Origin of the sequence: Cupriavidus taiwanensis, from assembly GCF_900250115.1 — a bacterium.
In the GTDB taxonomy this organism is placed as follows: domain Bacteria; phylum Pseudomonadota; class Gammaproteobacteria; order Burkholderiales; family Burkholderiaceae; genus Cupriavidus; species Cupriavidus taiwanensis_B.
The window spans coordinates 2,536,513-2,555,674 of sequence record NZ_LT984804.1; the positions used below are offsets into that span (position 1 = coordinate 2,536,513).

The 19,162-nt window shown below is 70.7% G+C and carries 18 protein-coding genes and 1 pseudogene; 7 read left to right on the top strand and 12 right to left on the bottom strand.

The window, feature by feature from the left end; all coding sequences use genetic code 11:
- Genes ubiT through ubiU form a run of 3 tightly spaced genes read right to left on the bottom strand, consistent with a single transcriptional unit; the run spans position 1 to position 2,490 of the window.
- On the bottom strand, positions 1-465 hold the full coding sequence (gene ubiT / locus CBM2586_RS27975) for a ubiquinone anaerobic biosynthesis accessory factor UbiT (protein WP_115666085.1): 465 nt from the start codon (positions 463-465) through the stop codon (positions 1-3).
- The gene (locus CBM2586_RS27980; RefSeq protein WP_115691532.1) at positions 462-1,394 is read right to left on the bottom strand and encodes a U32 family peptidase; all 933 of its coding nucleotides are present in this window, start codon (positions 1,392-1,394) and stop codon (positions 462-464) included. Before CBM2586_RS27980 ends, ubiT begins: the two co-directional genes overlap by 4 nt.
- A 37-nt stretch (positions 1,395-1,431) precedes the next feature.
- Positions 1,432-2,490: a ubiquinone anaerobic biosynthesis protein UbiU gene (ubiU, locus tag CBM2586_RS27985; RefSeq protein ID WP_240988044.1), complete on the bottom strand. Its 1,059-nt coding sequence runs from the start codon at positions 2,488-2,490 to the stop codon at positions 1,432-1,434.
- 270 nt (positions 2,491-2,760) lie between these two features.
- Between ubiU and CBM2586_RS27990 the strand changes: the two genes are divergently transcribed.
- Entirely contained in the window at positions 2,761-3,954 is a 1,194-nt protein-coding gene (locus tag CBM2586_RS27990; RefSeq protein ID WP_115691100.1) for an NAD(P)H-dependent flavin oxidoreductase, read from the top strand.
- A 230-nt stretch (positions 3,955-4,184) separates the two neighbouring features.
- Here CBM2586_RS27990 and CBM2586_RS27995 read toward each other — a convergent pair whose 3' ends face one another.
- Positions 4,185-5,297, bottom strand: coding sequence for an IS481 family transposase (locus CBM2586_RS27995; RefSeq protein ID WP_115687561.1), 1,113 nt, complete (start codon positions 5,295-5,297; stop codon positions 4,185-4,187).
- Between the two features lie 106 nt (positions 5,298-5,403).
- Positions 5,404-6,714: pseudogene (locus CBM2586_RS28000) on the bottom strand (hypothetical protein); the annotation flags it as partial.
- Between the two features lie 380 nt (positions 6,715-7,094).
- On the opposite strand from CBM2586_RS28000, the gene CBM2586_RS28005 reads away from it, so the two are divergent.
- The 4 genes from CBM2586_RS28005 (at position 7,095) to CBM2586_RS28020 (ending at position 10,464) form a co-directional block, all read left to right on the top strand.
- On the top strand, positions 7,095-9,113 hold the full coding sequence (locus CBM2586_RS28005) for a type IV pili methyl-accepting chemotaxis transducer N-terminal domain-containing protein (protein WP_115666081.1): 2,019 nt from the start codon (positions 7,095-7,097) through the stop codon (positions 9,111-9,113).
- On the top strand, positions 9,110-9,763 hold the full coding sequence (locus CBM2586_RS28010) for a response regulator (protein WP_115666080.1): 654 nt from the start codon (positions 9,110-9,112) through the stop codon (positions 9,761-9,763). Before CBM2586_RS28005 ends, CBM2586_RS28010 begins: the two co-directional genes overlap by 4 nt.
- Before the next feature lie 194 nt (positions 9,764-9,957).
- Positions 9,958-10,116 (top strand): DUF3309 family protein, encoded by a 159-nt coding sequence (locus CBM2586_RS28015; RefSeq protein WP_012356889.1) that lies wholly within the window; start codon positions 9,958-9,960, stop codon positions 10,114-10,116.
- A gap of 159 nt (positions 10,117-10,275) precedes the next feature.
- Positions 10,276-10,464, top strand: coding sequence for a DUF3008 family protein (locus CBM2586_RS28020; RefSeq protein ID WP_012356890.1), 189 nt, complete (start codon positions 10,276-10,278; stop codon positions 10,462-10,464).
- A gap of 91 nt (positions 10,465-10,555) precedes the next feature.
- Here CBM2586_RS28020 and CBM2586_RS28025 read toward each other — a convergent pair whose 3' ends face one another.
- From CBM2586_RS28025 to CBM2586_RS28035, 3 genes are all read right to left on the bottom strand, one after another.
- Positions 10,556-11,308 (bottom strand): ParB-like protein, encoded by a 753-nt coding sequence (locus tag CBM2586_RS28025; protein ID WP_231942673.1) that lies wholly within the window; start codon positions 11,306-11,308, stop codon positions 10,556-10,558.
- Positions 11,292-11,741 (bottom strand): hypothetical protein, encoded by a 450-nt coding sequence (locus CBM2586_RS28030; RefSeq protein WP_115666078.1) that lies wholly within the window; start codon positions 11,739-11,741, stop codon positions 11,292-11,294. Before CBM2586_RS28030 ends, CBM2586_RS28025 begins: the two co-directional genes overlap by 17 nt.
- Before the next feature lie 167 nt (positions 11,742-11,908).
- A complete protein-coding gene (locus CBM2586_RS28035; protein WP_115666077.1) occupies positions 11,909-12,766 on the bottom strand; it encodes an SDR family oxidoreductase in 858 nt (285 codons plus the stop codon).
- Between the two features lie 349 nt (positions 12,767-13,115).
- On the opposite strand from CBM2586_RS28035, the gene CBM2586_RS28040 reads away from it, so the two are divergent.
- Together CBM2586_RS28040 and CBM2586_RS28045 are read left to right on the top strand one after the other, a co-directional pair.
- The gene (locus CBM2586_RS28040; protein ID WP_115691102.1) at positions 13,116-14,354 is read left to right on the top strand and encodes a BON domain-containing protein; all 1,239 of its coding nucleotides are present in this window, start codon (positions 13,116-13,118) and stop codon (positions 14,352-14,354) included.
- An 84-nt stretch (positions 14,355-14,438) separates the two neighbouring features.
- A complete protein-coding gene (locus tag CBM2586_RS28045; RefSeq protein ID WP_115691536.1) occupies positions 14,439-15,032 on the top strand; it encodes a ParB-like protein in 594 nt (197 codons plus the stop codon).
- 18 nt (positions 15,033-15,050) lie between these two features.
- Here the strand turns inward: CBM2586_RS28045 and CBM2586_RS28050 are convergent, their stop codons facing one another.
- The 4 genes from CBM2586_RS28050 to CBM2586_RS28065 all read right to left on the bottom strand — a co-directional run bounded on the left by CBM2586_RS28050 (position 15,051) and on the right by CBM2586_RS28065 (position 18,838).
- Positions 15,051-16,136, bottom strand: coding sequence for a DNA topoisomerase IB (locus CBM2586_RS28050; RefSeq protein WP_115666075.1), 1,086 nt, complete (start codon positions 16,134-16,136; stop codon positions 15,051-15,053).
- Between the two features lie 12 nt (positions 16,137-16,148).
- The gene (locus CBM2586_RS28055; RefSeq protein ID WP_115666074.1) at positions 16,149-17,015 is read right to left on the bottom strand and encodes an alpha/beta hydrolase family protein; all 867 of its coding nucleotides are present in this window, start codon (positions 17,013-17,015) and stop codon (positions 16,149-16,151) included.
- A complete protein-coding gene (locus tag CBM2586_RS28060) occupies positions 17,002-18,120 on the bottom strand; it encodes a DUF3182 family protein (protein WP_172583413.1) in 1,119 nt (372 codons plus the stop codon). The genes CBM2586_RS28055 and CBM2586_RS28060 overlap by 14 nt, the downstream gene beginning before the upstream one ends.
- 148 nt (positions 18,121-18,268) lie before the next feature.
- Entirely contained in the window at positions 18,269-18,838 is a 570-nt protein-coding gene (locus CBM2586_RS28065) for a low affinity iron permease family protein (RefSeq protein WP_115691104.1), read from the bottom strand.
- Positions 18,839-19,162: the final 324 nt, after the last annotated feature.

The window sequence follows — 19,162 nt, forward strand, 5'->3', positions numbered from 1 at the left end:
TCAGGAGGCGGCCCCGGCTCGGCCCGCGGTGGCGCCGTGCAGCGCCACCAGCCGCGATGCGGCCTGGCTGACCCACGGCGGCCGCGGCGCGGCATCGAGCCAGTACTTGACCTCCAGTCCCAGCGCGGTATCGCCGCTGATGACCAGGCGGCGCTGGAAGAACAGCGTGTCGGTGTCGGCCTCGCCGCCCAGCAGGCGCAGGTAGTCCACCGCGCAGGCACGCAGCGTCAGCGCGGGCTCGGCGTCGGTAATGCCGGCGCGGAAGCGCCCGCCTTCGCAGCGGAACGGCACGGCCAGTTCCAGGTCCTGCACCGTCAGCAGGAAGGCATGCCCGTCCAGTGCCGCGGGCGGCTCCAGCCAGCCCGCGCGGCGCGCCAGCTCCAGCGCGGCCACCAGCGGCAGCGCCCGCGCGCGCGCCGGCAGGCGCCGGTGCACGCCGGCCATCAGCTTGTGCAGCGCGCTCATGCCGGGGCCTCCCAGGCGATGCCGGCGCGGCCGTGCCAGTAGCCGTTGCACGGCTCGGCGCCGGCCAGCGTGATGCCGCTGGGCGCGGGCGCACGCTGCCCCGCACGGATCGCCGCGAGTTGCTGCACCACCGCGAGCGTGCCGGTCGAATGGGGGCTGACGCGCAGCATCCCCACGCCCATCTGAACCATTTCCAGCGCCTCGGCGCACAGGTCCAGGCAGGTGGCGCTCTGCGTCTGCACCCCGTTCAGCGTGAAAAACGCCTGCCCCTCGCCGGTCGCGGCGACCAGGCCATCGGGGTAGTCCATGCAGCGGAATTCGCAGCTGTCCTTGCGCAGGCGATGGTGGCGCGCGGTAAAGCAGCGCGCCGAGAACGCCAGCGGCAGGCGGCCCCACACAAAGGCTTCCAGCTGCATGCCGGCGGGCCGCGCCGCCGCCAGCGCGGCGAGCGTGACGCCATCCATCTCCACCGGCGCGACACAGCCCACCGCGCCCAGGCCGGCGAGCCAGGCCAGCGTATCGGCATGGTAGGCGTTGAGATGCGGGCCACCGACGAAGGGCCGCCCGCCCATGCAACGCACCGCGCCGGGATCGTTGGCCTCGACCAGGTAGTCGTCCTGGGCGCAGACGCGCCGCATCCAGGCAATATCGGTATCGGACTCGACCAGCACCGGCGTGGACAGCACCACCTCCTTGCCGGCATCGCGCAGCATCTGCGCAATCTCCAGCCATTGTGCATGGCGGATTTCATGGCGGCGGGTGCAGACCGTTTCGCCCAGGTAGACGCGCTCGACCGGCGCATCGGCGACCAACGCGTAGAACTGCATCACGGCCTCGCGCGGCCAGTAGTACAGCAGCGGGCCCAGCGCGATGCCGAAGCCGGGCATCGCTGCGGCGTGCGGCATGGCGGCCGCGGCGGTGTGTGGCATGGGAAGCTCCGTCAGGTCCATCGTGGCTGTCATGGCGTCAGCGCCAGGGGCGGTCATAGGCGCCCTGCGTAACCTGGTCACCTTCGGCGTGACGGCCCAGCGTGCCCTGCCATTCCTGGCGCGGCACGAAGCGGGCCGGATCGGCGCAGGCGGCGTCGATCGCCGCGCGCAGCACGCCGACCACGTCGCCGACATAGCGCGGGCTGCGCTGGCGCCCTTCGATCTTGATCGCGGCAATGCCCATGTCGATCAGCGCCGGCAGCAGCGACAGCGCATTCAGGCTGGTGGGCTCCTCCAGCACGTAGCCGCGCTCGCCCTCGACCTCGAAACGGCCCTTGCACAGCGTCGGATAGCCGGCCGGCTCGCCGGGCGCATAGCTGTCGATCAGGATGCCCGACAGCCGCGCCTGCATGGTGCCGTCGTGCTCGGTCCAGCGCACCGCATGCGCGGGCGAGCACACCCCCTTGTTGTTGGGCGAATCGCCGGTGGCATAGGACGACAGCAGGCAACGGCCCTCGGCCATCACGCACAGGCTGCCGAAGCCGAACACCTCCAGCTCGACGCTGGTCTGGCGCGCCAGCTTGCCGATCTGCGCCAGCGACAGCACGCGCGGCAGCACCACGCGGCGGATGTTGAAGCGCTCGCGCATCAGCTCGATGGCGTCGGCATGCGTGGCCGAGCCTTGCACCGACAGGTGCAGGCGCAGGCCGGGATGGCGCGCGCAGGCATAGCCCATCAGGCCCGCGTCGGCCATGATCACGGCATCGGCGCCAAGGTCCGCGGCCGCATCGACGGCGCGGTGCCATTGCGCCACCGCGCCCATCTGCGCAAAGGTGTTGATGGCGAACAGCACCTCGGCACCGCGCGCATGGGCTTCGGCCACGCCGGTGCGGATGTCGGCCTCGGTGAAATTCAGGCCGCCGAAGTTGCGCGCGTTGGTGGCATCGCGCAGGCCCAGGTAGACCGCGTCGGCGCCGTGCTGCAAGGCCATGCGCAGCGCCGCCAGCGAGCCGGCGGGCGCAACCAGCTGCGGGCGGCGCGGCGCGCACGCGGCGGCCGACGGGGAGTCGGGTCGGGCGGGGGTGGAACTGGTCATCGGTTGATGGCGCCGGCGGCGGCGCGGGGGAAGGAAGACAGCGGCCGATGCTAGCCAAGCGCCCGCGCCCGGGGCTTGACCGTGCGCAAACCCACGCCAACAGCACCCCCGCCGCGACGGGCTATGCCGGTCGGCGTAGGCCGATGGCAGGCCACCCCGCCAGGCTTGACCTGCGGCAAACGCGGGCCCGCGGCGCTGTGCCACGCTTGCGCGTCATCCCTGCGCCGGCGCCATGCGGCCCGGCCCCCATCCTCTTCCGGAGACCCGTTTATGAATCACCCCTGGCTCAAGCTGGCCGGCCGCCGCCTGCTGCCGATCGTGCAGGGCGGCATGGGCATCGGCATCTCGGCCCACCGGCTGGCCGGCGCCGTCGCGCGCGAAAACGGCGTCGGCACCATCGCCAGCATCGACCTGCGCCACCACCACCCCGACCTGATGGCGCGCACCCGCGGCAGCCGCGACAAGCCCGCCATCGAGGCCGCCAACCTCGAGGCGCTGGACCGCGAGATCCGCGCCGCGCGCACCGCCTCCGAGGGCCGCGGCCTGATTGCCGTCAACGTGATGAAGGCGGTCGGCTCGCACGCGGCCCTGGTGCGGCAAGCCTGTGAAAGCGGCGCCGATGCCATCGTCATGGGCGCCGGCCTGCCGCTGGACCTGCCGGAACTGACCGCCGGCCATCCCAAGGTGGCGTTGATCCCGATCCTGTCCGAGGCGCGCGGCATCGGCCTGGTGCTGCGCCGCTGGATGAAGAAGGGCCGGCTGCCCGACGCCATCGTGGTCGAACACCCGGCGCACGCCGGCGGCCACCTCGGTGCCGCAACCATCCAGGACCTGTCCGAGCCGCGCTTCTCGTTCTCGCGCGTGCTGGGCGAATGCCGCGAACTGTTTGCGCAGCTGGGCCTGGCCTGGGACAGCATCCCGCTGATCGTGGCGGGCGGCATCGACAGCCACGCCAAGGTGCGCCACTGGCTGGGCGAAGGCGCCGCCGCGGTGCAGCTGGGCACGGCCTTCGCCGTGACCGAGGAATGCGATGCGCATCCGGCCTTCAAGCAAGTGCTGGCCACGGCGCGGCCCGAAACCCTGCGCGAGTTCACCAGCGTGGCCGGCCTGCCCGCGCGCGCGGTGCTGACGCCATGGCTGCAGCGCTACCTGTCGAGCGAAGCGCGCCTGCAGCGCCGCGCCCGCGTGCGCGAGTGCCTGGAAGGCTTCGATTGCCTGCAGGCATGCGGGCTGCGCGACGGCATCGCGCGCATCGGCCAGTTCTGCATCGACCTGAAGCTGGCGCAGGCGGTGCGCGGCGATGTCGAACGCGGCCTGTTCTTCCGCGGCCGCGGCGCGCTGCCGTTCCGCGAGGCCATTCGGCCGGTGGCCGAGCTGATGCACTATCTGCTGACGGGGGAGAAGCCGGCGGGTCTGGCGCCGGCGCAGACGCCGGACGAGGCGGCAAGCGCCGCAGTTGTCTGAGCCCTGCGCGCATGCCAGCCATGCGCGCCGTCGCCAACAACGCCCGAACCAGGCTCCCCTCGCCCGCTTGCGGGAGCGGGGTTGGGGGAGAGGGCGAGAGCGTCTACGAAGCCGGCCGCGTCGGTATGCCAGCGCCTGCCCTCTGCCCCTGCCCCTCTCCCGCCGGCTGTATGGACCGGGGACATGGGTAACACATGTGCCAGGACATGGGTAACAGTCCAGTCTCCAGTTTAATCGGCCTGCTGTAGGTCTATTGTGGCGACCTTTTGATGGCAGAAGTAGACGTCAAAGGTGCCGTCCAGATCCACGCGAGGGCGCAGCGCTACGGGCGTTCCGACCAAGGCTCGTCCGACCCGGAACGTCTTTCCTCGGAAGCAGATGCGCCCGCCGTCGCCTACCTTTCGCACGATGTCATTGCTGCCGTACTCGATGGGCGGGAGTTCGCGCGGCATCGCCCGTGGGCTAGGCGCATAGCGGCTTGCGGGGGTCTCCATATCCAGCGCGTGGTGGGGGCGCTTGAAGTTGTACACGTGGCGCCAATGGCTGAAGTGCTGCTGGGCATCGTCCAGATCCCGGAAACGCTGGTTGGCCAACAGCTCAGCCTGCATGGTTCGATGGAAGCGCTCGTCCTTACCGTTGGTCTGAGGATGGCCAGGTCGGCTATGACTGAGCCGCACGCCCAGGCGAATCAGCCACGCGCCCAGCGTGGTTAATGCTCGGGGCACTGGGGAACCCCAGGGCGGGCCGTTGTCTGCATTGATCCGTTCGGGCAGCCCATAGCGCGCAAAAGCCATCTCTAACGCTTCCTGTACGGATTCAAACTGTTCGTTGCCCAAGGCCTTGAGCAGCACATTGAACCGGGAGTGATCGTCCAAGACCGTGAGCGGGTGGCACCTCTGCGTGTCGGTAGCGAAGTGGCCTTTGAAGTCAATTTGCCATAGTGCATTGGGCCGGTCGTGCTCGAAGCGCTGCCATGCTGTAGCGGCCGCGCTGGCGGCCGGATCGATCAAGCCATGGCGGCGCAGCACCCAATTGACTGTGCTCGGGGCGATTTGGATGCGGTGGTCGCGCTCCAGCACGCGTGCGATCTTGCGGGCGCCCCAGGCCGAATGTTCGGCTCGTATCGCTAGCACGCTCTCTTCGATGGCAGCTGGAGTTCGGCCGGGAGAGCTATGTGGCCGCCGAGTTCGGTCGTCCAGATCCTCTCGGTTCAACCACTTGTAGCCGGTCTTGCGGCTGATGCAGAAGCGGCGGCAAAGCTCCGCAATATTGGCGTCCGCCTGGCGTGCCAGGCGGACGAACTCTTCTCTTTGCTGCTTCACGGTGGTTTGGCTCCAGGGCAACGTTTTCCTCCCGCTGACTAAGCGGGAAAAGTGTTACCCATGTCCTGGCACACCTGTTACCTATGTCCCCGGTCCATACAGCCGGCGGGAGAGGGGAGCCAACCAGCGGCACGCCAATCCGCGCAGCAACACGCGGCGGCAACCCGCCACCCTTCCTCATCTGCCGCATGCAGCGCAGCGCCGCCAGCAATTGCCACCCCAGCCACGCGCTGGCGCCCGCCAGCAGCAGCCCGCCGACGCGGGCCAGCGGCGCCGGCGCCAGCGGCAGCGCCAGCAGCGCCGCGTAGGCCGCCAGCAGCAACCACGCCTGCCCGCGCTGCCGGCCTGGCGCGATGATCGCCTGCATCGCCGGCACGCGCGCCCTGGGGGGCAGCAGCCGGCGCAGGTGCAGCCAGACCAGGAACGGCACGATCTTGCCCAGCATCGCCGTCACCGGCAGCACGCCCACGCCGACCAGCGCCATGGTGCCGGCCCACCATGCCAGCGGCAGCGCCGTCCCGGGCAGCACCACCGCCGCCGCACCCAGCGCCGCCGCGCCGACCATGCTCGCGCATGCGACCGGCCACAGCCGCCACAGCGGATCGTGGCGCCGCCGCGCGCGCAGCGTGCCGGCGAGCCCGCTGGCTCCCAGCACAGCCACGAACGACAGCCACACCACCAGCGCAGCCCGTGCCAGCACCGGTTCCGCTGGCCACAGCACCAGCGCGGCGCTGAATACCGCCAGCGGACCCCAGTGCCCCAGCGGCAGCCAGCGCGCCAGCGCCGCGGGCGCGCGCGGCGTCTGCCAGAACATCGGCAGCACCGTGGCCGCAACCCCGCTGACCAGCGCCGCCAGCCAGCCGCCCAGCGCCCACGCCATATGCAGGCCAAGCGCCTGCGCCACCGGCACGCGCCACAGCCCGCCGAACGTGCCCGCCAGCGCGATGCCGGCCAGCACCGCCACCATCAGCGGTGCACCAATGCCGGCCAGCGTGCGCGTGGTGGCGTCCACCGCGGCCACGCGCCGGCCCGCGGCAAGCAGCACCGCGCCCACCAGCAGCAGCAACGCGCCAAGCGCGGCGGCAATCCGCATCGCCACCGGCTCGCCGCGCAAAAAGCCAAAGCCGAGCGCGGCCGCCAGCGCGGCGCCGGTAGCGGCCATGAACGGGGCCAGACGGCCGGCGGCGGGGACATCCACGCGCGCCACCACCGGCATCATCTGGAACAGCGCCCCGACCATCACCGGCAGCAGCATGCCCAGCGCCAGCGCGTGCACCGCTGCCAGCGCCAGCGGCGCGAAGCGGTCGGGCAAGCCCTGCGCCGGCCCCGCTGCCAGCAGCAGCCCCGCGGCCGCGCCCAGCCACGGCGCCGGCATCAGGCAACCGAACACCAGCGCAGGCCGCGGCGCGCGCGCGTAGTCGAGATCCGCGCCCTTCATGCCCGTCCCTCTGGCGTGACGGCGGTGACGCATTGCTGCGCCCTTGAGGTGGACATGGCCATCGCTCCTTTTCACCAGCTCCGACAAAAGGCCCGATGCTAGGCGGTCGCGCCGCGCAGGGATTTGACCGGGGCCAAGTCCGGCCGGGGAAGAAGTATCACTGTGTGATGGAACCTGCCCTGGCGCCACCCGCAATGACCGCGATGCGCCGCTGCCCGCACATACGCGGGCCGAAGCCGGGTTTCCTTGATCTGGCGCAGGTAGCCCAGCTTGCCGAGCGGCGAAAATCGCTGCCAATTCCTGCGTGACTCTGTCGCCATCGCCGCCGGCTCCCTCGACAAGCGCACGACAGGCTCCCCCTGGTAGCCCCCGATACCGTCATGTCAGATACCGACCCTACCGCCGCCCCAGCCACGGCGGCATCCGCGTTGCCGGCGCTGCGCCATCGCCTTTCCACGCGCATCATCTCGCTGTCGCTGGCCGTGCTGCTGGTGGTGCTGGGCATGATCTCCGGCACGCTGTGGCTGTCCTGGAAGCTGGAAGGCGCCGGCGCCGCCATCAACGATGCCGGCAGCCTGCGCATGCGCGCCAACCGCGTGGCGATCGAACTCGCACTGGCGCACGCAGGCCGCGCCAATGACCTGGCCGCGCAGGCGCTGGCGCTGGACACCACGCTGGCGCTGCTGAAGAAGGGCGACGCGGCGCGGCCGCTGTTCCTGCCGGACGAGCCCGCCATCCATGCGCAACTGGCGCACGTCACCCATGACTGGCAGCAGCGGCTGCGGCCTCTGGCCGGCGCCGACGCAGCGCCCGCCGCATACATCGCCGCGCTGCCGGGTTTCGTCGCCCAGGCCGATCGCCTGGTCGGCATGATCGAACACGACAGCGCGCGCAAGACCGACCTGCTGCGCCTGTCGCAAACCGCGCTGGCGCTGATGGCCTGCATCGGCACGGTCGCGGTGATCTACCTGCTCTACCTGTGGATCATCCTGCCGGTGCTGCGCCTGCAGGACGGTTTGCGGCGCATGGCCGCGCGCGAATTCTCGCTGCGCCTGCCGGTGGAAAGCCGCGACGAGTTCGGCACGCTCAGCGAGGGCTTCAACCGCATGGCGGGCGAGCTGCAGGGCCTGTACCAGGACCTCGAAGCGCGCGTGGCGCAGAAGACCGCCGAGCTGGAGCGCCACAACCGCGATCTGGAAACGCTGTACGAGATGGCCGCCTTCCTCAACCAGGCCGCCGACGCCGAAGCCATGGCGCAGGGCTTCCTGGCGCGGGTGATGCGCCAGTTCGATGCCGACGGCGGCAGCGTGCGCGTGCTCGACAGCCGCCACGGCCGCATGCACCTGCTGGCCGCAGCGGGCCTGCCGGCGGCGCTGGCGGAGGCCGATTCCTGCGCCTCGGCCAACGGCTGTCATTGCGGCGATGCCACGCGCGAGGCCGTGATCGCCATCGTCGACCTGCGCGGGACGGCGCGCGCGGGCGCGGCCGACGAGACGCCGTGCGGCCGCGACGGCTTCCAGTCGCTGGCGGCCTTCCGCATCGAGAGCCAGCGCGGCGCCACCGGCATGTTCGCGCTGCACTTCCGCGCGCCGCGCCGGCTGCCGCCGTCGGACCGGCAACTGCTGCAGACGCTGGCGCAGCACCTGGGCACCGCGCTGGAACACCTGCGCCTGTCCGCCACCGCGCGCCAGCTGGCGGTGGTGGAAGAGCGCAACCTGGTGGCGCAGGGGCTGCACGACAGCATTGCCCAGGGCCTGAACTACCTGAACCTGCAGGTGCAGCTGCTGGATGACGCAGTCGCGCGCGACGACCTGTCCGAGACCCGCGAACTGGTGCCGATGCTGCGCCATGGCGTGGAAGAGAGCTACCAGGATGTGCGCGAGCTGCTCAACAACTTCCGCTCGCGCCTGGGCACCGGCGAGTTGCGCCCGGCAGTGGAAGAGACCGTCGAGCGCTTTCGCCGGCAATGCCGCACCGAGGCCACGCTGGCCATCGACGAACGCGGCGGCGCCTGGCCACTGTCGCCCGAGCAGCAGTTGCAGGTGCTGTTCATCCTGCAGGAGGCGCTTTCCAACGTGCGCAAGCACGCCATGGCGGCGCACGTGGCGGTGGCGCTCAGCCATGGCCGCGACTTCCGCCTGGTGGTGCAGGACGACGGCGAGGGCTTCGACCCTGACGAACTGGCCACCCGCGCCGACGCCCATATCGGCCTGAGCATCATGCGCGAGCGCGCCGCTCGGCTGGGGGCGCGGCTGCAGGTGCAGGCCAGCCCCGGCAGCGGCGTGCGCATCGAGCTGGTGTTGCCCGCCGGCAGCCAGGGCGCCGCGCGGCACGAGCGCAGCGCCAATCCCATTACCAGCCTTAGCGGCCTGACCCTCCCGAGCGAGACCCAGCCATGACCATCCGCATCCTGCTGATCGACGACCACACCCTGTTCCGCTCGGGCATCCGCGCGCTGTTGCAGCGCCAGGCCGACTTCGAGATCGTCGACGAAGCCGCCGACGGCGTGGAAGGCATCAAGCGCGCCAAGCAGCACCGCCCCGACGTGATCCTGCTCGACCTGAACATGCCGGGCCTGTCCGGGCTCGAGGCGCTGCAGCTGCTGGTCGAAGACCTGCCGCAGACCGCGGTGATCGTGCTGACGGTGTCCGAGGAAGCCGAGGAGCTGGCCGCCGCGCTGCGCGGCGGCGCGCGCGGCTACCTGATCAAGAACATCGAGACCGAGGCGCTGATCGCCGGCATCCGCCGCGCCGCCGCCGGCGAGCCGGTGATCTCCGACAGCATGACCGCCAAGCTGGTGGCCCAGTTCCGCGCGCCCGCACCGGCCGCCGCGCCGCGTCAGGAGGAAGCGCCGCGGCTGACTGCGCGCGAGCGCGAGATCGTGCAGGGCCTGGCCCGCGGCGAAAGCAACAAGGAGATCGCGCGCGACCTGGGCGTGGCCGAAAGCACGGTGAAGATCCACGTGCAGAACATCCTGAAGAAGCTGAACCTGGCCAGTCGCGTGCAGGTGGCGGTCTATGCGGTGGAGCACGGCCTGAACACCGCCTGAGCGCGGCCGGGCGACGTGCACGGGTCGCCTTGCCCGCACTTGGGCGTCGTCCGATTCCTACACCGATATCAGTCCCTGCCCGGAGGGATGCCCGCACCCCTTGTTCTACGCTGAACGGTAAGCGGATGGCTCTGCGCAGCCGCCTCGGACCGGAAGCCGCCCGGCTTCCCCGATCCACGAACAAGGAGCACGCCATGGGAATCGGCACCATCCTTCTGATCATTCTCGTCCTGCTGCTGATCGGCGCCCTGCCGGCCTGGCCATACAGTTCCGGCTGGGGCTACTGGCCCAGCGGCGGCCTCGGGCTGATCGTTTTGATCGTGGTGCTGCTGGTGGTGCTGGGCCGGATCTAGCGTCCGGCGGCAGCGAACCGCGGCACCGAGCGCGCCGGCAGTGCCGCGCGCGGGCCGCGCTTGTCGCGGCCGCGCCTGGCACCTATAACGAAGCGCGGGCACGCGCGTCAGCGTGCGCGCGGTCCTTTCAACCTTTTCACCTTTCGCAAGGAGACTCAGATGCCAGCAAAATCCAAGGCGCAACAGCAGGCCGCCGGAGCGGCGCTCTCCGCAAAGCGCGGCGAAAAGAAGGCCGGTTCGCTCAAGGGACCTTCGCGCTCGATGTACAAGTCGATGAGCGAGAAGGAACTCGACAAGATGGCTTCGACCAAGACCAAGGGCATGCCGAAGCACAAGTCGGAACGCTGACCAGTACACGCCGGCCTCCACCAGAGGCCGGCACCCGCGCCAGCAGCGCGGCGGCATACCAGCACAGGGCAGGCGCACGCCTGCCCTGTTGCTATCCGGCCCTGCCGCTCCTGCCCTTGCCGGTCTTCATCGGCTTCGCCGGCTTGCCGGTCTTGCCCTCCAGCGGTGCGCCGCAATAGCCCGGCAGGCGCCGGGCGCCGGGGCTGCGCGCCAGCTTGATCGATTCCGCCAGCGCCAGCCCGAAGCCCGCGATACTGTGCAGGTCCTGCTCCACCCGCTCGCGCAGGAACCCGGCCCAGCAGAAGTCGCCGTAGGCGCCGTCCGGCTTGCGGTACGCGCCCGCTTCGCGGGCAAAGGCAGCCAGGCTGCGATAGGGATCGTCGCGCATGCTGCGCACGGTCGGGGGCAAGGCCCTGACCCCCTGCCGCTTGCCGTGTTCATCGTAGGGATGGACATGGCCCCGCTCGCGCATGCGCTTCCAGAACGCGGCCGCGCCCAGGCCGCTGAAGTCTTCCAGCACCTGCACCGGTGCGAGCTGGTAGCCGAGGTCCAGCCACGCGCGCGCCCAGTGGTGGTGATCGACGATATAGAGCTCCCCGCCCGGCCCCGCCACGGTCTTGATGCGGTGCCGGCGCATGAAGCGCTGCAGCACCTCGCGGTCTTCCGGATCGGCGTGGCGCTGCGTGACTTCCATCTTGTGATGGACGTGGATGTAGCCAAGCGTCAGCTGCGTCGGCCGCAGCCGCGCCAGTTCGGCGATGGCCTTGCCGCGCGGGCAGCGCGGCGTGACCGCCGGGACGATGGGTTCGCCCGATCTGGCCGGGCGTTCAGTCGTGTTCGGCACGTTTCTGGTTGACGAAATGCTCGAGCTCGCTGCCGGGGTCTTCGTTGCCGGTACTCTCCTCGGCGGTGGCGTCGCTGGCCAGCGGCCGTGGCCAGTATTCGCCCTCGCCCTCGCGCACCGGCTCGCCGTGCCGGGCCGGATCGAAATCGGTCCACTGCCCGCATTCCCAGGTACCCTGCGCGCGCTCGAGCTGGCTGGCGCCGGTTTCGCGCAGCACGTCGATCACCACCGACCCGAGCCCGTTGTTGACGCACGCGGCCAGCATGACGTTGTCCGCCGGCTGCGGCGCGGCGTCGTCCTGCTGGTCCCTGGCAGGGTCCCGCACTGACACGATGGAAACATCCCACACCGAGAACCCGCGCGCGAACAGTGTGCGCGCGGCATCCTCGGCGCTGGCGAGCGAAGCGAAACGTCCCGCGATGATCGATGACATGATGCCTCCCAGAGATTGGCGATGGCGCTCGGCTGGTCTCACCCGTATTGCAAGAGCCACGCCCGCGCAGGATCTGCACGGCATGGCAGGCGGCGGCGCCACTGCATGCAATATTTTCAAACGCGGCCCCCGGAACTACATGCGCCGGCGTGGCGCGCGCCCGTGACTCAGCCGTTCACGACCTCGCCGCCATTGATGTGCAGGATCTGCCCGGTGATATAGCTGGCCGCATCGGAGGCGAGGAACACGTAGCCCCCGGCGACTTCGAACGGTTGCCCCGGGCGGCCCATGGGCGTCTTCTTGCCGAACTCCGCGACTTCCTCGGCACTGAACGTGGACGGAATCAGCGGCGTCCAGATCGGGCCCGGGGCGACGCCGTTGACGCGGATGCCGCGCTCCACCACCTGCAGCGCGAGCGAGCGCGTGAATGACACGATCGCGCCCTTGGTCGCGGAATAGTCCAGCAGGTGCTTGCTGCCGCGATACGCGGTGACCGAGGTGGTGTTCAGGATCGACGCGCCCGACTTCAGGTGCGGCAGCACCGCGCGCGTCAGGTGGAACATCGCAAACACGTTGGTGCGGAAGGTGGCCTCCACCTGGCTGGCCTCGACTTCCTCCAGCGATTCCTGGGGATGCTGCTCGGCCGCATTGTTGACCAGGATGTCGAGCTTGCCGTACTGCTGCAGCGTCTGCCGCGCGACCGCCTCGGCGTGGTCGCAGTCGGCCAGGTCGCCGGCGATGGCCAGGCATTTGCGCCCGGCCTGCTCGACCAGGTTGACGGTCTCGCGCGCGTCGGCATGTTCGTCCAGGTAGGCGATGGCGACATCGGCGCCTTCACGCGCAAACGCCACCGCGATGGCGCGGCCGATGCCGCTGTCGCCGCCGGTGACCAGCGCAACGCGGCCTTCGAGCCGGCCGCTGCCGACGTAATCGTCCGCGCCGCTGTCAGGCTGCGGACGCATCGGGGCTTCCAGGCCGGGCTGGCGCGACTGGTGCTGGGGCGGGACGCTCTTGGGTGTGGACATGGCAGTCTCCTGTCGGGGGTGGCCGCGCAAAGCGACGCCGACGTGACGGCGCGCCGCGGCCATGCAAGATGCCAGGGTGGCGCGCAAGTTCCATGCCGCAATGCGCAAGGCCCGGGCCCGCATGCCCCCACGCGCGGCGGCATGCGGGCCCGGCGCCGCTGCCCGTAACCCTTACATCGCACGGCAATCCTTACAGCGCGCGCGCAGGCGGCGCTGCGCCGCTTCGTCTACGCGCCGGGGCACGGATTTTGCGGCCCTCTCCATATCCGAAACGTCAACGGCTTCCAGCGCCGGCCGCACATGCCTGCGGCAATGCCGGCGCGCGGGGCCTCACCGCCAGGAGGCAGATATGTTCAACTTCCGCAATGACCGCGGCAGCCGCGGCCGGCCCGAAGCGCAACGCCGCGATCGCGGCCCCGAGCAAAGGATGCGCGATGAGAGCGAGGGCCGCGGCTCGGAGGACTGGGGGCAGGAATGGGGCGAGGACTGGCGCGGCGAGAGCAGCCAGCGCCGTGGCGAGTATGGCGGCTATGGCTATGAAAGCCGCCAGCGCTGGGAAGAAGGAGGCCGCGAGGATCGCGACGAACAACGCAGCGAACAACGCAGCGAACCGCGCAGCCAAAGCCGCGGCATGGGCAGCGAGCGCGAAGCGTCGCGTCACGGCGGCCCGTGGTATCAGCAGGACACGCCCGCCGGCCAGCGCCGCGGCAGCTGGGGCGAGAGCGGCTATGGCGCCGCCGATGTCGGCGGCAGTGGCCATCCGTACAGCAGCGCCTATGGCGGCTACCGGCCGTCGCAGCAGGACAGCGGCTACCGCAGCCAGGAACGCGAATCGGGCTATGGCTACCGCGACGAGGACCGCTTCGGTCCGCGCGGGCGCGGCAGCGAAGCGCGCATGCGCGGCGAACGCTATGAGCGCGACGAACGCAGCGAACGCGGCGAACGCGGCGAACGCAATCAGCGCGGCCAGGGCGTCTGGGGCGCCGAGCGCGACCGCAGCGAAGGCGGGCGCGCCATGCATTGGCAGGAAGGCAGCGAACGCGACCGGGCCCAGCGGGGCGGACAGCCCAGCTACGGTGGCGGCTACTTCGGCGATGCGGGCCGTGGCGGGCAATCGTTCAGCGGCGGACAGCGTGTCTACCCGGACGATGCGGGCTACCGGCGCCGCACCCCGTTCGCCGGCCAGGCCGGCGCTTCCGGCACGCAGGGCGGGCAGCATGCCGGCCGCCGCGCCACCGGTCCCAAGGGTTACCGGCGTTCTGACGAGCGCGTGCGCGAGGACGTGTGCGAGCGCCTGGCGATGAATCCGTATATCGACGTCGGCGAGGTCACCGTGGAAGTGGAAAATGGCGTCGTGAGGCTGGACGGCACCGTCGGCGAGCGCCGCGAGAAATACGTGGTCGAGGAAATCGCCGATGCGGTGTTCGGCGTCACCGAGGTCGACAACCGCCTGCGCGTGCAGCGGCAGCAAGGCAGTTCGTGGGCCGCGGGCTCCGAGGTCGGCGGCGACACCGACACCTCGGCCGGCAGTACCGGCACTGCGTCGGCCGGCGGCACGTCGCCGGACCGCACGCTCAACAAGAGCTGAGCCTTGCCCTCCGCCCAGCCCCCCGCGCACACGGCGCCCGCCCAGCGGCGGGCGCCGCGCAAGCTGGCGCCGGACAGCAAGCTGATGGTGCCGCTGGACGCGCTGCGTCCCACCCAGATCACGGTGGGCGGCTATCACGTGGCGCAGAAGATCCACGTTACCCGGCGGGTTGCGCCCGAGGCGCGCGCGGCGTTCCTGGACCGGCACCGCGTGCACCTGGTGATCGCGCCGGAGCAGTTGCTCTATGTGGTCGATCACCACCACTGGGTGCGCGCCTGGCATGACCTGGGACTGACCCATGTGCCCGGCATCGTGCGCGCCGACCTGAGCGACATGGACGTGCCCGCGTTCTGGCGCCACATGGTCGCCAATCACCTGGTCCACCCCTACGACGAGCACGGCCGCCGCCAACCTCTGAGCGAGCTTCCCGAGGCCATCCACGACATGCGCGATGATCCGTACCGCAGCCTGGAGGCCTTCGTGCAGCTGGCGGGCGGCTATCGCAAGGTCAAGACCGCCTACCCGGATTTCCGCTGGGCCGACTTCTTCCGGCGCCACGTGCCCGGCCCGTTCGACACACCGCATCACTTCGCCTTTGCGGTGGCGAATGCCTTCCGCCTGGCGCACTCGCGCGAAGCCAGGGCCCTGCCCGGCTATATCGGCGCGCTGGGGTGCTGAGCCCCGCGCCGCGGACGGTCACCCGTTATTGCCCTGCTGGCCGTTCGCAGGCTTTTGCCGGCCCGACGCCAGCAACTGCAGCAACCGCGCCTCGTCCGCGCGCAGCCGTGTCATGGTGGGCGCGCGGCCGCCTGCCTGCAGCACGCCGGTTAGGTAGGCATCGATGACGTCGGGGTGCACATAGCATTTTCGGCACACCGCGACGGTGTTGCGCAGCTGGCCCGCGACCTCGCGGATGGCATCGGTCACGGCCTTGCGGCGCGCGCTCTCGCTGGCAGCTTGCGGCAGTTTGCGCAGGATCGCCAGCGCATGCACGCTGCCGGCCCAGGTGCGGAAATCCTTGGCGGTAAAGTCGCCGCCGCTCACTTCCTGCAGGTAGGCGTTGACGTCGGCAGAGCCGATCTCGCGGATCTCGCCGTCGCTGTCGCGGTACTTGAACAGGCACTGGCCGGGCAGGTCGGCGCAGTTGCGCACGATGCGGGCGAGGCGCGGATCGTTGACCGAGACGTCGTGCGTGATGCCGCTCTTGCCGGTGAACTGGAAGCGCAGCCGGCTGCCGCGCACGGTTACGTGGCGCCGCCGCAGCGTGGTCAGGCCGTAGGTGCGGTTCTGGCGCGCGTAGCGCGGCGAGCCGACGCGCACCAGCGTGGCGTCGAGCAGCAGCACCACCGCGCCCACCACCTTCTCGCGCGGCATGCCGTTGCGGCGCAGGTCGCGCGCGACGCGCGCGCGCAGGCGCGGCAGCGCGGCGCCAAAGGCGGCCAGCCGCGCGTACTTGTCGGTATCGCGCAGCGTCGCCCATTGCGGGTGGTAGACGTACTGCTTGCGCCCACGCGCATCGCGCCCGGTGGCCTGCAGGTGGCCGCGCGGATCGGGGCAGATCCATACCGACTCGTAGGCCGGCGGGATCGCCAGGGTCGCGATGCGCGCCAGCGTGGCGGCATCGGTCACGCGCTTGCCGTCCGGGCCGGTATAGCTGAAGCCGCTGCCATGGCGCCGGCGCGTGATGCCCGGGGTGCCGTCGTCGACATAGCGCAGCCCGGCGTCGCGCAGCACCGTGTCGAGCGCGGCGGGGGCTTCGGTGCCGGGCAGCGTGCCGTCCATGGGCGCGCGCGCTCAGCCGGCGCCCGGCGCGCTGGCAGACTCGGGCTGCGGGGTCTCGAGCCCGGCGTCGGGCGCGGGCGGGGCGGGCCTGGGCGCGGGCTTCGCCACGGGCGCCGCCGCGCGCTCTGCGGTGACCGGGCCGGCGCGGGCCACCGTGACCATTTCGCGCAGCCAGTTGACCAGCATGCTGCTGTAGGTGCGCTGGAATTCCTCGTCGCTCAGGCCATGGTCGGCGCCCTTGATCACGCGGTAGGTGAGCGAATTGGCATGAATGCAGGAATCGACGTAGCTCATCACCGCGGCATGGGGCACGATCTGGTCGTGCTCGGATTCGATCACCAGCACGTCACCGGTAAACGCCGTGCACGCACGCAGCGCGCGATTGCTCGCGGGGGGCACCATGCTGCGCCGGTAGGTCACCAGGTCCTGCTCGCGGTGCAGCTGGCGCTTGGGCAGGTCCCAGCCCGAGTCCATGTACAGCGCCGGAGCCCGGAACGCCAGCCAGCGCACCTGGCGCAGGCCGCTGAGCAGCGCGGCCAGGTAGCCGCCATAGCTGCTGCCGACCACCGCGATCGCGTTGCGGTCGACCTCGGGCTGGCGCACCAGCACGTCGTAGGCCGCCACCACGTCGGCGAGATTGCGCGTGCGGCTGACGGTCTCGTACTGCGCGCGCGTGCCGGCATGGCCGGTCAGGTCGAAGGTCAGGCAGACGCAGCCCAGCCCCGTCACCTTGCGCGCCCGTGCCAGGTATTGCTGCTGGCAGCCGCCCCAGCCATGCACGAACAACACGCCCGGCAGCTTGGTTTCCGGGCTGATCAGGGTACCGGCAATGGTGCCGCCCTCGCTTTCAATCTGCAGCATTTCTTCATGCGTTGCCATCGGATTCTGGCTCCAGTCGTGCGTACTTGGTCAGGGGGCCGACATGGCGGTCTTCGCCCTGGTAGTAGATTTCGGCGTCATCCGGCACGCGCACATCGTTGCCGTAGACTTCGCGCGTCGACGCCACCACGCGCGTGCGCACGGGGTCGTCGCGCAGCGCCGCCAGCGCCACCAGTTCGGCACCGGTAGCACCGCCAACGCGCCAGGACTGCTCCAGCACACCGCCGAGCATCTGCCCGTCATTGGCGCTGCCTGCCGGCGCGCCGAAGGCGACGTCGTAATTGCAGCGCGACAGCACCATGCCGCCGCCCTCGCCATAGCAGGCCAGCGCGGCCTCGTGGTACACCATCGCCGCGCGCACCGCGGCCAGGATGCGGGCGTCGAACGGGTGCTGCAGCAGCGCGTCGAAGCCGCCGCGCACCACGGTCAGGGTCGAGCCGCCGTAGACCTTCTGGCCGCGGTTGTTCTCGGTCAGCCCCTGCGTGCCGCAATAGCTCGCCTCCAGTCCCGCCAGCACGACCTTGCCGACGCTGTAGGTCTGCGGCGCGCGCAGGTCGCGCTCCACCACCAGGCCGTCGCGCTCCACGTCCTCCGGGGCCAGCACGGCCAGCGCGGCTTCCAGCTGGGCTTCGCCGTCGACCACGCGCTGGCCCAGCCCGCCGACTCCGCCGGTATCCTTCAGCCGCACCGGCCCCAGCGTCAGCAGCCGCAGCGCCGCGGTGCGCGCATCGCCGATGCTGAATGCGGTAAAGCCCGGCAGCGTGGCGCCCACCACGCGCCGCACGAACGCCTCGGACCAGCCTCGCGGTGCCGCGGCACCCGGCTCGACCAGGCCGTGCGTGATCGCCTTGGTGGCGACGAACGCGTACGGCACCACGCCGCCGAAGAGATCGTGCTCGCCCTGCACACCCAGGCTCGCCGCCAGTTCACCGCCGACCAGGGTCTGCGCCGGCACCAGGTACGGCGCCGGGTGTCCCGCTGCAGGCACCGCGTAGCCGCCAGCGAACGGCAGGCCGGCAAGCTCTGCCACCTTGCGGGCAATATTGGCAAGGGTCATGCCATGGTGGCTGTCGGCCTGGTCCAGGCTCTCGCAGCCGTAGGCCATCACCGGGCGGCAGCCCTGCTGCACGGCTGCCGCACCTGCAGCCGGCAGCACCGGTTTTCGCTTGCTTGCGTTGCTTGATGCGGTCACGGCCTGCTCCAGTTTCGGGTTGTCGCATGGATCCTGCGGAAGGGGGCCGCTGGCCGGCAAGCTACGAGGCTGCCGAGGCGGGAGTGGCGGCTGCGCCGCCGGCAGGCGCCGCGGGCGGGTGCCGGCGCGAGGCCCGCGCGTGACGCTTGGCGGCGTGGTTTTCGCGCGCCTCGTCGAGCGAATGGCTGGTCTTGATGCCGTCTTCCTGGTCGGCCAGCTCGGCCAGCTGGCGGTAGAAGCTGACCAGCTGGCGCAGCTCGTCCTCGTCCAGGTCTTCGATCGACACCAGCATGTTGCTGGCTTCGCGGTGCGAGGCGAGCAGCTCGTTGAGCTTCAGGTGGACCGCGACGGCATCCTTGTTCTGGCTCTGCTGGATCAGGAACACCATCAGGAAAGTAACGATGGTGGTGCCGGTATTGATGACCAGCTGCCAGGTTTCGGAGTACCCGAACATCGGGCCGGTGAGGGCCCACGCCGCCACTACGCCGACAGCCAGCACGAAGGCGGTCGGCGACCCGGCATGGCGCGTGGCGCTGCCGGCAAAGCGGTCGAACAGGTGCAGCACGGTGGCACGTTTGCCGGCACCGGGCCGATGGCCAACGCCGGGCAGGATGGGGCTGGATTTGCGCATCGTTGCACTCCCACGGAGAAGTCGCCGGATTGGGCCGCCGAGACTGGCGCCTGCTTGGGCGGCATGCTGATTTCATTGTATGGAGCGCATGGCCGATGTGCAGCGGGCGCAGTCCTACAACGGGCGCAGCACTTGCCGCGCGCTGCATCTTTCGTTTCTACATCGGGTGATAAATCTTGCCTGCGGCGTGGCCGCGTTGATGCGCGCGGGCGCACGCGGGCGACGGGAACGCTTCTTGCGCCGCATGCCACGACGAAGCGGCGACTCCCGGCGCCGGGGGCCAGTCGCCTCCCTGTTGACCAGGGCCCGATCCGCACCCGGCAT